Annotated in this window: 12 protein-coding genes and 2 pseudogenes; 1 reads left to right on the top strand and 13 read right to left on the bottom strand. The window is 31.8% G+C overall.

Annotation, left to right across the window (positions count from 1 at the left end; translation table 11 throughout):
* Window positions 1-128: 128 nt before the first annotated feature.
* Window positions 129-428, bottom strand: a complete 300-nt coding sequence (locus tag A4V03_RS11200; protein ID WP_306821701.1) for a hypothetical protein — start codon at window positions 426-428, stop codon at window positions 129-131.
* On the opposite strand from A4V03_RS11200, the pseudogene A4V03_RS11205 reads away from it, so the two are divergent.
* Window positions 345-569 (top strand): annotated as a pseudogene (locus A4V03_RS11205) (N-acetylmuramoyl-L-alanine amidase); the annotation flags it as partial. The gene A4V03_RS11200 and the pseudogene A4V03_RS11205 sit on opposite strands and share 84 nt — an antisense overlap.
* A gap of 62 nt (window positions 570-631) precedes the next feature.
* Here A4V03_RS11205 and A4V03_RS11210 read toward each other — a convergent pair.
* From A4V03_RS11210 to A4V03_RS21135, 12 genes and pseudogenes are all read right to left on the bottom strand, one after another.
* Window positions 632-865 (bottom strand): DUF4248 domain-containing protein, encoded by a 234-nt coding sequence (locus A4V03_RS11210; protein WP_065538941.1) that lies wholly within the window; start codon window positions 863-865, stop codon window positions 632-634.
* Window positions 866-1,144: 279 nt separating this feature from the next.
* A complete protein-coding gene (locus A4V03_RS11215; RefSeq protein ID WP_065538942.1) occupies window positions 1,145-2,047 on the bottom strand; it encodes an Rpn family recombination-promoting nuclease/putative transposase in 903 nt (300 codons plus the stop codon).
* A gap of 20 nt (window positions 2,048-2,067) precedes the next feature.
* Window positions 2,068-2,271, bottom strand: a pseudogene (locus A4V03_RS21670) (DUF4248 domain-containing protein).
* Window positions 2,272-2,617: 346 nt separating this feature from the next.
* Window positions 2,618-3,745 carry a DUF1972 domain-containing protein gene (locus A4V03_RS11220; RefSeq protein ID WP_065538943.1) on the bottom strand — a complete coding sequence of 376 codons (1,128 nt, stop codon included), beginning with the start codon at window positions 3,743-3,745 and terminating at the stop codon, window positions 2,618-2,620.
* 158 nt (window positions 3,746-3,903) lie between these two features.
* Window positions 3,904-5,001 carry a glycosyltransferase gene (locus A4V03_RS11225; RefSeq protein ID WP_084081142.1) on the bottom strand — a complete coding sequence of 366 codons (1,098 nt, stop codon included), beginning with the start codon at window positions 4,999-5,001 and terminating at the stop codon, window positions 3,904-3,906.
* A gap of 28 nt (window positions 5,002-5,029) precedes the next feature.
* Complete coding sequence (locus A4V03_RS11230) at window positions 5,030-5,803, bottom strand: glycosyltransferase family 2 protein (RefSeq protein ID WP_065538945.1); 774 nt, start codon at window positions 5,801-5,803, stop codon at window positions 5,030-5,032.
* The gene (locus tag A4V03_RS11235) at window positions 5,790-7,055 is read right to left on the bottom strand and encodes an O-antigen ligase family protein (protein WP_084081143.1); all 1,266 of its coding nucleotides are present in this window, start codon (window positions 7,053-7,055) and stop codon (window positions 5,790-5,792) included. Before A4V03_RS11235 ends, A4V03_RS11230 begins: the two co-directional genes overlap by 14 nt.
* A 7-nt stretch (window positions 7,056-7,062) precedes the next feature.
* A complete protein-coding gene (locus A4V03_RS11240; RefSeq protein WP_236588640.1) occupies window positions 7,063-7,836 on the bottom strand; it encodes a glycosyltransferase family 32 protein in 774 nt (257 codons plus the stop codon).
* Window positions 7,837-7,931: 95 nt separating this feature from the next.
* Window positions 7,932-8,909: a glycosyltransferase gene (locus A4V03_RS11245; RefSeq protein ID WP_065538947.1), complete on the bottom strand. Its 978-nt coding sequence runs from the start codon at window positions 8,907-8,909 to the stop codon at window positions 7,932-7,934.
* Window positions 8,894-9,856, bottom strand: coding sequence for a polysaccharide pyruvyl transferase family protein (locus A4V03_RS11250; protein ID WP_065538948.1), 963 nt, complete (start codon window positions 9,854-9,856; stop codon window positions 8,894-8,896). The genes A4V03_RS11245 and A4V03_RS11250 overlap by 16 nt, the downstream gene beginning before the upstream one ends.
* A complete protein-coding gene (locus A4V03_RS11255; RefSeq protein WP_065538949.1) occupies window positions 9,846-10,961 on the bottom strand; it encodes a radical SAM family protein in 1,116 nt (371 codons plus the stop codon). Before A4V03_RS11255 ends, A4V03_RS11250 begins: the two co-directional genes overlap by 11 nt.
* Before the next feature lie 6 nt (window positions 10,962-10,967).
* Window positions 10,968-13,304: a lipopolysaccharide biosynthesis protein gene (locus A4V03_RS21135; RefSeq protein WP_065538950.1), complete on the bottom strand. Its 2,337-nt coding sequence runs from the start codon at window positions 13,302-13,304 to the stop codon at window positions 10,968-10,970.
* Window positions 13,305-13,418: the final 114 nt, after the last annotated feature.

The raw sequence follows: 13,418 nt of genomic DNA on the forward strand, positions 1-13,418 counted from the left end.
TTTTCTGTTTATAATGGATTTCAAAGATAAAAATAAATTCTGAAATTTCTTCCACCGGATTAGGAATCAACATATAGAAATCACAATCTCACCCCATCCCATTGCATCACCACCACCCACTCTTTCGGTTAGCAAATCCCATGAAAACGGTGCGGAACCGTAGCAACCACCAAATCACAATTGGAAGCTAATACGGTTCTCAACTCCTTCAGCAACATATCCATCCGGATAATTAAATGAAGATACTCCGTCATACACCGGATCACGCGCACATACTGATAAATACACATATCCTCTCCCCGCCTTATCCCCCTCAGTGTGTTGGAAGAGACAGCAAGTTCACTTATAACCGGCATAGTATTGGAATCTGCTATGAAGGCGGACTGAATGAAGAAGGTCGTCCGGCAGATACGAGAACACAGGCGCAACGCTTTGCGTTGCTCGACTTGTTGACGATTCTCAAACATCAGTATCCAGAAGCGCAAATCATAGGGCATTATCAGCTTAGTGCTTCGATTCATAAAGCTTGCCCCTGTTTTGATGCTCAAAAGGAGTACTTTACTATCTAAAAAAACTACGGGAGACGGTGAAAATGCTGTCTCCCGTAGTTTTTTTTAGATATTTATATCATTTATAAGTCTCCCGGCTTTCCTAAATAATAGGTGATAAGCCGTACTTCTCTCACAAAAAATGCCTTTGTCTTCGGATGAAAATCGGTAGATAGTATCTCATCCATCAATGGCTTGCATCTCCTCATCCAGCGCCGGAGTTTATTAACTGAAGCACGGATCGTCAGATCAGGAAAATATATCTGCGCCAACTCTTGTTTATTATAACATTTCACTACAAATTCTGAATGTTTCATCGTTTCTTTATTACTGTTTTCTATGCTATAAAGTTACAAAAACTATAACATATAAACAAAGAAAGAGGAGACTATTATCGTCAGAAACCATGTTAACATAATCCCTGCATCCATCTCGGCACCGACATCGCTGCCATAATGCAGTGATTGCCTTGCCACGGTCATAATCTTTCAACAAAAAACATGGTATTTTTTGTCTGAATCAAGAACTTGTCTCAATGCTTGGTTATGACCAACTCCATATCCCACATTGAATAAAACTCAAAACAGTTTCTTTCACTATAACTTTTCTATTTCCTCTTCAGACAATCCGGTAGCTTGTGAAATTACATCAATTGCTACTCCCAATTGTTTCAGATTTCGAGCATTATTCAAATTGGCTTCTCTTACTCCTTCTTCTCTTCCTTCTTTTCTTCCTTCTTCCCGACCTTCTTCTCTTCCTTCTTCCCGTCCTTTCTTTTCTGCCGTAGATATAACACTATACCAATCACGGAAATTCTTCAAGCTGTCCCAATACTCACTCAGTTCAGTCTGGGTAAACTTTGCTATCTCCGCTGTTTCAAAAAGGCGGTCAAAAACTCTGTTCTGCAATGCTCTAGGACGTTCAAGCAGAGAGGCAAGATTACGCAAGACAAACAGCCACTTGTCAAACATGCTATCCAACTCATCCTCACTCTTGTTGAATTTGGGCATTTCAAGGTAAACGAAGGTAAGCTTGTCATAGAATATCTTATGAGTATAAAGGTCTACAAGCTTCACCTCATGATGGAAATACTCCGCATCAGAATTGTCAAAGGAGAAATTCAGGATACCCACCACGTAGACAGCCTTCAACTCATAATCCCATTCCCCACGTTTGCCCTGCTCACGAATAGGGAAAGTGGAATAAAAAACACTGCGGTCCTTAAAGAACTGCTGCTCGCCACGCTGCATCTCAACCAGGAACTTCTCACCCTTCTCATTCTCACAATAGACATCAAAGACAGCCCGACGGTCATATTCCTGCGTCCCAAGATGTTCAGCATTAAGATAAGTGACATCTTTGATTACCTCCTCCTTGAATAAGAGTGCATTCAAAAAGCTGATCAACAATTCCTTATTCATTGTTGTACCAAAAAGCAACTTGAATCCGAAATCGGTATATGGATTTACATATTTATCCTGTATTCCTTCCGCTCCCATGTCTTTTTTTATTTTTTATATTATGGACAAAAGTAGCAATAATCAGATAAAATCAAGCAGAAAAAGACTATTTTAACAGAGGGATGAAAATCGGTAGATAGTATCTCATCCATCAATGGCTTGCATCTCCTCATTCAGCACCGGAGTTTATTAACTGAAGCACGGACCGTCAGATCAGGAAAATACATCTGCGCCAACTCTTGTTTATTATAACATATAAACAAAGAAAGAGGATACTATTATCTGGTATTATGAGAATAAATCGGGAAATATCAACGATCTTCACAGACAGTTGATATAGTGGGAAATTCACATCGGCTTTAACCTCCGATGCCAGGGTGTAGATCAGCAATGTGCCGTCGCGCTTTTTCTGATCTACAATGTAGGGGAATCATGCTGTAAACAGCATGAAGCTAGGGACCTACATTTTTCTTCATCTCACATACGAAACACTCACGTGTTTATTACATCTCAACATTTATTTTATACCATACCTTTTAGGGTTAATCCACCATACATTTATTAGAATTTCATAATTACCCTTCAATTACTACACATTTTACTTTATCATCATTTCTCAACAAACAATTCCATAAAATATTTTTCATGTTCATCTACTAAATGCTCCCAAGAATATTCTGTTTTTATCTCTTCCAAATTTGCAGATATAAATTTCTCTTTATCTCGTGCAGCAATAATATCCATATCATTTAATAACTTGGTCACCTCTATTGCTGTATGATAATATTTGGCATTTTCTTTTAGCACTGATCGATTAAATATATTATCATTAGCTAAAATAAAACAACCTGAAGCCATAGCTTCTAAAAGTGATGGATTTGTTCCTCCTACTGAATGACCGTGAAAATATGCAAAAGAAAACTTACGTATTGAATTCAGTTTATCAAAATCATAAACTCCACCAATAAAACGCACATAACTCTCTTTAGCATATTGTTCCACAAGTTTTTTACCATGAGGGGTATTAGTTTTACCTACAATTATCAATGGTTTACGCCCATTTTCTTTAGAAGCCAAATACCCTTCTATAGCCATTGCAATATTATTCTCAGGTTCTAACCTCGCTACAAGCAAATAATAACCATTCAATTCTAACTTAAATTCCTTCAATACTTCCTTATTGTAATCATCATGTATATCTGCTCCATAAGCAATAAAACGACAAGTTTTATTATATTTCGCCTTATAATAATCATGAATACCCATATTATCAGCAATTAGATAATGACTGTGTTTTACAGCCTGTCTTTCTTCCCAAAAGACAAATTTCCGTATCCATTTATTAAACTTTGTACGCTTATATTCCAATCCATCCATATTCGTTATAAATATTGGACACTTAATATTCTTCACATTAAACCAAATATAAGCTGGTACAATACTAGTGTACCCTGCTTCATAAATAATATCGAACTTTTCCCGTTTGAGTGCATCTTTTAACGAAAAATAATCATAAAAGAAACTCCCAACAGAACTCCCCATCCATGTTTCAGGACTATAAATATGTTTGATACGTACTCCTTTATAAAAATCTTTTTTATAAGGGTGAAAATGAGGAGAATAGACAGTCACTATGTGACCTCTTTTTGCCAAACCTACGGAAATGTATTCAGCAAACTGCTCAAAGCCCCCATAGTTATTTGGAATACCACGAGTGCCAATAAAAGCTATTTTCATCAGAAATTTTAATATATGAAGGTAAATTGATAACTCTAAGTATACAAAACAATCTCTTTTTCTCGGAACAATATTTCGTGTAGCGAGTCCAATATGAGAGTTTTACTTTTTCTTAAATAAAAGCAGAAATAAATTTAGAAAATACCATAATCATTTTTTCAAACTCTATTTATCTCAGCATCAACCATAGTTACAAAATCGTTGATTTCTTTCTTCTGTTCATAACGTTCACAATCTGAAGTTGTATAATAATTATCTAACACTGGTTTTTTTATTATATCCTCTACTGATTGACGATACTTATTGATTGATGTAAGTCTGCCAAAACTAGGAAACTCGTCTATCATTTTACGAAAATATGGAATGTCCGTTAATAACATAACTTTCTTAAAATAACATGCCATTGCAAAAATACCACTTTGCGAAGATTTACGATAAGGTAGTAAAACTACATCTGTATGACTATATAAATAGACCAATTCATCATCATTAATATGACGATCAAGTACCCTGTAATCTGTTGATATTCCATACAATAAACTAAAATCTATATTTTCAACATTTTTACCAGCAATTACAAGTTCGACTTTTTCCCTTACACCATGCGGTAATCTTGCAAATACATCTACAATGATATCAATACCTTTTGCATAACTTAAGTTTCCAAAAAAAAGAAATTTAATTTTGCCAATACTCACAAATGCATTAGCAACATCTTTAGATAGTGACTTTTCCTCATATTTTTTCTTAAAAGAATATTTTAAATGAGGTACATATAACATTGGAACTTTTACCCCTATAGTATTCAATATATTTTTTGTACGCTCAGAATGATAAATAAAGCAACGTACATATTTAGTATAATACCAATCAAAGAAACATAAGACACGCGAAGTATCTATATATTTTAAAGCATGCGCTTCATGCATATCACACCATAATCGCCTACTAACCATACCAGGTGACATCATTAACAGATCATAAAGTTCACCATAACACATATAAATATATACTCCTCTCTTGTGAGTAATCATATGTTTCAATAACCGTAGGTAATTTTTCAAAAGCAACAACACTGATATCAGTTTATTCCTACCAAATATAAGAGAGAAAAAAGGTTTCTCTCCTTGTTCATTAAAAGTAGAAAGAATTTTTACTTGAGATCCCTTCTTTCGCAAAATATCGGCAAATGCTTCATCATAATAATGCATGCCACAGTAAGATCCAATCAAGTCAACTATGTATATTGTTTTCATTTATTATGTCAGTATCTACCATTCTTACTTAATCATTCACCTTTCTGTAGTAAATTTTTAGAATAAATTTCGGACATACACATCTAATCATTCTCTTTACTAAAAACTTTAATATTTCAAAATGTATAGAACCATGAAATACCTCTATTCTTTGCAATTCATTTAAGTGTCTTATTAAAACTTTAATATTAGGAGCAGATGAAATTCCATTTACATTATCATAAGTAGATATTGTAAACGGTAATTGATGAAAAAGATTTCCTTTTTTATATTGTTCCAAGAAAAATGCATAATCGGCAACAATAGAATAGTTTGTATCAAATTTAGTCTTTTTCATTAAATCAGTTCGAACAAAACAAGATTGATGTGAAAAACACATATGCAATGGAAGACATTCTAAAGGATATGGTCTCTTTATAATTTTAGTGAAACCATAATCTAATTCTACAGCACCATAAATAATATCTGATTTATATTCATGCTCAAACACTTGTGATAAAATTGTTTCAGAATAAAATCGATCACCACTATTCATAAAAATCAACCATTCTCCTGTCGCTCTATCAATACCCTTATTCATTGCATGATATACCCCACTATCTTTTTCAGAAATCCAAAAAGAAATAGATTTTTCATATTGCCTAATTATATCAACCGTACCATCCCGACTTCCACCATCAATAATTATATATTCAATCCGAGGATATGTTTGTTTAAGTACACTTTCTATCGTATCCTCAATAACAGATACTGAATTATAAGACACTGTTATGACAGTAATTAATGGATTATCTATTCTCATAAACTGATTTTACTGATTTATTTAAAACAAATCCCATTCCTCCCCATATATAATAAACATAAGGATACTGAAATATATTAACTGATACAACGGAAACCATTAATGTAGCAATCATCAACGATGACATTATCAAATAAATCTCCGTTTTATATTGCCTCATTTTTTTTAAAAGCACAAACCATAAAAACAAATAAAAGGCACATCCTTGTATTCCTATTTCATAAGCTTGTAATAAAATAGAAGATTCTGCAATATTTCCTCCATCACCATCTATAGTTCCTGTTCCTAGACCATTTCCCCATGGCGTTGACAATAACTGCAAATAAAAATCATGAACCATATCTCCTCTTGTTGAAGCACTACTTTCTTCACCTGTTAAAGAAGCTACTACAATATCAAAAAACATTGGTTCTAAAATAAAAACAATAGCCATTATTAATACCAAAGCAAATAACATAGCAAACATAAATTTGATTACAACAACAGCTTTTCCTTTATAAAAATTAAATAAAAAGAGTGTTATAATAACAAGCGCCCAACCAGCTCTAGAAAAAGACATGAACAAGCATCCAGAAATCAAGACAAGACATAACCAAGAAGAAAATTTATTTATGGATTTAGAAATACATGCTGAATATATCCATAGCCAAACATATGCCATATAGACACCAAACTGATTTGGAGCTCCAATAAGACCATTCATCCTCTCAATTCCCATTATCGTAAAAGATGGAGTTACATAACTCAAGGCTCCATTCTTATCAATTATATAATGATTTAAAAAAAGATGCCAATCTGATTGAAAGAAAAAATAAATGACAATTCCTGTTATACAAAGAATATATGTTACCCAAAGTTGTACAATAAAAAGTTTTTTTATTTGTAATGAAGTAAATTTCAAAGTTGACAAACTAAAAAATAAACAAAAGCAATGAAGATAAATCCTCAATGTCGAGATCGCATCTTTATCATTAGGCAGCAAAAAATAAAAAGCAAAAAGATATAATATAAAAAATAAAAAGACAATCCAATAGTAAGAAACCTGCATTTTAACTCTAAACGCCTTTTGTAGAAGAAAGAATATTGCAATATCATACCAAAAAGGAAAATAAACATCCCCACCTAGAATTGCAAAACAATGCTTTAATGTGATATGAATAGGAAATAAAATGAATAATGAAGAAAGCACTAAGTATGCACGAGTTCTCCAGCAAAAGATAAAGTAAATTATTAAAAAGTATAAAGTATACATATAGCAACTATCGATGCTTTAGAAATTTCTTAACTTCCCATTTTAATCGTTCAAAAAAGCTTTTATCCCTCCAACTTCCATCACAAAAATGCATACAATAAGATTGTTTGATTCTTGTCGCAGGATTACCTGCAAAAACTGAGGAATTAAAAATCATCATATTATTTTCCAATAATTGATCCTCGTCTTTATAAACAAATCCATATGCTGTAGCTATTGTTGCCATTATCCCAGGATTAATGATATCTATAAAAAGGCTACCATCTTCTTTGACAAAATGTCTACTTCCAAAGTATTCCAAACATTCCTTTACAAATGCATTCCCTTTTTTTGCAGCAAAACATGCAGCCAGCAATCCGCACCCTTCTACTACATCACCTTTTTTCAAAGCGTGCCCATCTACATCAACACAATTTCTGCCTGACGAAATATAAATCTGAGGATGATATTCTACAGAGGTAAAAAAATCCCAATTAAGAAACTCATCAAAAGGACGAAATACTTTTACATCAGTATCTAAATATATTCCTCCCTCAGTATATATAGCATAATGCCTAATATAATCTGACGCTAATGACCACTTCCCTTTGCTAATAGCTTCCTTAACCCAAGGAACTGAATTTACATCAAATACATTCTCATCCCAACATTTAATTTCATAATCAGGCATTTTCTCCTTCCAAGAATTAATGCAATCTATCACAGAACGAGGCTTAGAAGCATTCCCTAACCAAACATAATGTATTTTCTTTGGTATGTTACTTTCATTTTCCATCTTCATACTTACTTTTTATTATCGTCACATATAGACTAACCAAATCACAATATAAAATACTCCATATTACAAATGTTTATTACATATTTCCATAAACACAGTTATTTTTGTGAAGAAAGACTTTTTTTTGATGCAGACTTTAAGTTCAAAGAACTCATAACAACAGAATGAAGTCGTCTTATTGTCCAAAAATGATATCCTTTAATAGCACTGATAAAATAATAGACAGTCACTATACGTTCATTTTGAAAAAGCATCAAACATACATTCAAACAAAGCTTTATAAGGATTTTGATATAAGATATATAGTGATAGATAATAGATTTTTTTTCATTTATAGCAAAATCATATGCCATAAGAACAGGTACGGATAATCCAAATCCTTTAGACATAGATACTAAATACTTATAACTCAATCTTTTTTCTGAGAGAACATGAACAAATGTTACTTTCTCCGTTGCTGCAAGCACACAATGTCTAAGCAATATTAACTTTGTTATTTCACTATCATCACCTGCAAGTAAACGATTCCCACATCGACCAGTTAATAATAACACATAATGCGAATCATATATTTCTTTTAATAATGAAGCCCTAACACACAGCCCTGCACCATATAAATAAGTCTCACCCTTTTGTGGTCCTATAGCATATATTGGCAAATGCTTTTTTACAAAATGATGTGGTATCCCTTGAAATTCTGCAACTCCCATTCCACCACATGCACCTAATAGTGGATTAGACTCCATCATTTCAAACATTTGCTCTATATATGTATCACATAATAAATTATCATCATCACAAAATTGAATATAAGAATATTGAGCCTCTTCCACTCCCCTTTTTCGGGCATGAACTAATCCTTGTTTGGGTTCATTAATAACTTTATGTGGTATGGATGCATTATTTAGCAATCTATTTGCAATTACATCTGTGCCATCTGTTGAAGCATTATTTACTACTATAATTTCCCAAGCAATGGAATTATTTAGCTTTTGCTTCAGTAATGCATTCAAACAACGCTCTATAATCCAAGCACTATTATAACAACAAACAATTACACTTACTCCTTTGGACATATTTTTTTTGATATAAATTCCACGTTATCTAAATCAAAGAGCCATGTATCGAAAAAAGAACTATTCTTTCCATAAGAATTATCAAAGAAAAAGAAAGGTTTATTTAGCAGAATTGACAAAATTGCTACATGCAATCTTGTTGTGTATATATTTTTGTATTGAGAAACAAATTCTACTCCCTGAGCAATAACTCTATTCCTATAATAATAAAAAGCAAATATATCTCCTATTGGAAAATTTGTTTTTATTTGAATACTCACCAACTTATATAAAAGCCGTAAAAGCAATGATTTCTTTTCCATAGAAGGCCAATCCCTTACCTCAACCCACCTTTCTCCCTTAATATATTCATTAAAATCCCAATCTACTATTTCCTTGTCTTTCCGCTTTAATAACAAAGCTTTATCACGTACCTTACCAACAAAACGATGAATATACTGCAAATCAATATAAAAAGCCATATCTGGAATTAGTAGTATCTGATTAGAGGTACTCATTTTCAACAAATCATAGCTACGTTTATCTCTCACACATATTGTTAACCTACTATGATCTGATAAAAGAACACATTCTTTTTTTAAAATGAAATCATCTGTATAAAATACTGTTTGTGGAAGGATTACAATTTTATTTTGAGGATATTTTTCTATTATTTTCAAACGAAAAGCTTGATGTTCTATCCATATATCACCAAAATTCCCTCCTCCTTGTAAAAGAATAATAACATTAGAATCTAATATCCCAAAATCAAAAGTGTCTATTGAAGCCCTCTTCAAACATTTATGAGAAAGAGTTCTTAAAAAATTTTCCGTTCCTTCCCATATTAAAACATCTCCAACATTATCATAATATGGAAGTCCCAATAAAACATAGTCATTATCAATAACAGGAATTAATGCCTTTGCAATTTCTGTTCTTAGCTTATTTATCTTTTCGTTAAAATCCATGCTTTACCTTAAATAGAATTCGTTTAACAAAGTTTTTAGCATCAGACTTTATTCTTAAAATACGAATCAATCTATTGACCTTCATTTTTTCTACTTCAGTATATTCCTTATTTGATTCGTATAATTTTGTATTCATAAAAGCCTTCATTTTAGGCTGTAGCCATTCAGTTCCATAAATCGTTATACGATTTCTCAGTTCACCATACGTAGGAGTCCTCAATTCTGGAATGTCGCCAAGAGCTAAAAAAGCATGTCCGTTATAACAATGATACTGATTACAATTATTTCCAACAGGAATGAATTTTATTGGCTTAGTTATATCCTTATATATATTTTGTTTAAAATAAGAACAATAACATTGAGAAGCTTCTCCTGTTCCTATATTCACACTTAAAGACCAATCACCAGCATAACAAAATTCTTTTCTTTTCACTCCAAAAATAGACATCTTATAATCAAAAAACTCGGAATTGAACACTCCCCAAGTTTTCTGATATTCATTACGAGACATTTTTGTTAGAATTGGTAATTTTTCTATTTTACAGCGTTCATCACGAGCAACAGTAACATGATTTAGCGCACCCAAATATTTCAATGCTTCCTCTTTCATTTCATTTATATAAGGAACTAATTCATCAGATGGTGTGGCCTCAAGTGTAAATGAACACCCTACATCACGCATTTTACAAACATTCCTAAAAAAGATATGTAATAGATTCCTTTTTTTTAATTCCAAATAATGATATGAAAATTTGAAAAACAAACGTTCTCTTAACTCTTTTGGAAATTGAGCGATCTCATCAAAACGTTTTGAACACGTTGCATTAGTCACAATCATTACATAATGCCCTTCCTCTAATAATGCTTTTGTATACCCAACTACCTCAGCAGGCAATAAAGTCTCCCCTCCTCCACATAAATTAATCAAGCATGTACCTCCTAATCTGTCTTTTGATAATGCTTTACGAATAAATGCTGCATCATATCTGAATTTGGGTAATTTTGTATCAAAAAGACGTTGGTGGGTAATGTAACAATAATGACATCTTAACGTACAACTCGTTACAGGAACATATCCATCAATGAAACGCTTAATCCTTTCCATAAATATTTAGTTTATATAAATAGCTCCATTCGTTAGTTCTAAAAACTTATCTATTTTATAATTACTCAACAAATCATTAAATAACCATTCATGAGTAAGCACAACAATAGTATCTTTCTGTACTAAATTGTTCATCCACTCAAGATTCAAGAATGCGTAGTCTGATATTTTCTCAAATCTCAAATCTGTTTTGCAATAAACCAAGCCATTTTTGTGGATTGTATCTGAATTTAGTCTATCAACTTCCAAAGAAGTACAATCATAACTTAACCGAGAATCATCTGCTGTCAACAAAACCTTAGTACTTGGTTTTAACAAGTTCAAAAGCTGCCTATCACCTTGAAAACCATGTAATTGAACCATATGAGCAACACTTTTATTACCTGCAAATTTTGTTATACTAGTACACACGTTATTGTAAGATTTCTCAAATTCTTCCAAAGATTGCATATTCATAGATGCGGTACTGGCATGAAAGGCAAACTTTAACCAGTCGCTATTTTCTTGAAATTCTTTCTTAAATTTATCAGTTACATGGTCTATTCTGAATTTGTCATTTTTCTCATAAACATAGAGTGTAAACTTACTTCCATATTTTTTATGTTTTTCTCTCAAATATGCAAAGAATGAATTTTCAAACAAACTATTGTATTCATTCTCATGTACAGTTATGTCGTCAAGGCATTGCCACACATCATCATACGAGAAATGAATATTTACATTCTTCACATTTAAAGCCTGCTTTCCATTATCGTGTGACATCAAACTTATACAGAAATACACAAAAAACAAAAGAGATAATATTTTCAAGAATTTGATTATAACACTAAATTTGAACCTACGAGTATTTTCAATAATAGCTATCTTTTCCTCATTGGAAAGCCCTACAAGATAAACAACCGTAAGAGATATAATAATAGAAACTAAACAAATACAAAGTAGGCATAATATTGTAGGAGGGAATATTATTTTCAAATATAATGGAATAATCAAACTAATTCCAAATGTAATGAAACACCTTAGAATTACATTTTTACTATATTCCAAAGCAGTTATACCAATATAAATATAAAGAAAATATAAACGACAAAACATAGCTATTAAACTTAAAACTATAATAGCTATAAAAGCTGCTCCCGGTGAATATCCCAAAGCATATAGAGCGTATGAAATGGGAAAAGAAATTATTTGTATAAGACTTATTATAATTTGATAATTACGAATCCTACCAGTAGCTTGAATTGCGGCTCCCATCGTATATACAAAACACTCAACTAAAGATACAACAATGACTAATTGAGTTAAATAGACCGAATACTCTGGTATCTGTTTAAGCCACAATAGCAATATTTCGTGACAATATATTAATATTGGTATTGATATAAGCATGAGTAAGAAAAAAGACACCTTCCCGCCTACAAACAACAAAAATCTTACCCTAACATTATCTCCACTTGAATACGATTTTATTATTTGTGGATTCAAAGCTATTGTAAAATTATTCGTAAAATTCATCACACACCTATTTACTTGTTGTGCAATTGCATTAGCTGCATTTACTGTAGGTCCAAAAAAAATGTTCATCAGTATATTTAGCCCTTGATCTTTTAACAAAGAAGCAAAAGAACCAAATATACTCCAAAAAGAGAAACCAAGCATCTGTCTTAACGCTGGTTTATCAGAATGTAAGCAAACAACACATTCCTTAAATAACTTCTTACAATAAAAAAAATAGAACATAAACATTAGAAATGTAATTACCCAATTACAAATACCTAATGTTATTAACTTATCAAATGGCGCTTTCAATATAATATAAGCAATTGCTAATTTTAATATAGCATCAGAAAGACCTAAGTATGCATAAATCTTCATCCGCTCATGTGCAATTATCAATGAATTGAAAGGTACTTGAATAATAGTCAAAAAAGAAGAAAAAATGGCACATTGAAAAATTATGTTACAGGCCAATATTCTATTAGACGGAATAACAAGTTTATAATTTATCAAGTATAAACCAATACTTTCTCCTAAAAGCACAACAATCATAGCAAAAGCACTATGAATAAACAAAGCTGTTGAAAAGATAGCCTGCAACTTTTTAATATTCGAATTTCCCAATTCAAAAGTGAGAAACCTCGATGTTGATACAGCTAAAGAACCATTAATAAAACTAAATAAAACAATAGTACCTGAGATTATATTATTCAAGCCATAATCTACCGCACCTAATGCATTTAATATTATACGTGATGTAAATAATGTCACTAACATTGTTAACATCATACGTATATATAAAAAAACTGTATTTTTAGCTATAACCTTATTTTGATTTTGTGCCACAATAACCTTTATACAACTAACAAATTACTATCTTCCCAGTATATTTCGATTAGCCTTTCCCTACTCAATACTTAGATATATTTTTCAGTTCTTTTATTAATTCTATATATACCA

Origin of the sequence: Bacteroides caecimuris (assembly GCF_001688725.2) — a bacterium.
GTDB classification, from domain to species: Bacteria; Bacteroidota; Bacteroidia; order Bacteroidales; family Bacteroidaceae; genus Bacteroides; species Bacteroides caecimuris.

Excerpts from the sequence above, each read along its gene's own strand:
- A4V03_RS11210 (WP_065538941.1), bottom strand. The coding sequence starts at position 865 with ATGAAACATTCAGAATTTGTAGTGAAATGTTATAATAAACAAGAGTTG.
- A4V03_RS11215 (WP_065538942.1), bottom strand. The coding sequence starts at position 2,047 with ATGGGAGCGGAAGGAATACAGGATAAATATGTAAATCCATATACCGAT.
- A4V03_RS11220 (WP_065538943.1), bottom strand. The coding sequence starts at position 3,745 with ATGAAAATAGCTTTTATTGGCACTCGTGGTATTCCAAATAACTATGGG.
- A4V03_RS11225 (WP_084081142.1), bottom strand. The coding sequence starts at position 5,001 with ATGAAAACAATATACATAGTTGACTTGATTGGATCTTACTGTGGCATG.
- A4V03_RS11230 (WP_065538945.1), bottom strand. The coding sequence starts at position 5,803 with ATGAGAATAGATAATCCATTAATTACTGTCATAACAGTGTCTTATAAT.
- A4V03_RS11235 (WP_084081143.1), bottom strand. The coding sequence starts at position 7,055 with ATGTATACTTTATACTTTTTAATAATTTACTTTATCTTTTGCTGGAGA.
- A4V03_RS11240 (WP_236588640.1), bottom strand. The coding sequence starts at position 7,836 with ATGAAGATGGAAAATGAAAGTAACATACCAAAGAAAATACATTATGTT.
- A4V03_RS11245 (WP_065538947.1), bottom strand. The coding sequence starts at position 8,909 with ATGTCCAAAGGAGTAAGTGTAATTGTTTGTTGTTATAATAGTGCTTGG.
- A4V03_RS11250 (WP_065538948.1), bottom strand. The coding sequence starts at position 9,856 with ATGGATTTTAACGAAAAGATAAATAAGCTAAGAACAGAAATTGCAAAG.
- A4V03_RS11255 (WP_065538949.1), bottom strand. The coding sequence starts at position 10,961 with ATGGAAAGGATTAAGCGTTTCATTGATGGATATGTTCCTGTAACGAGT.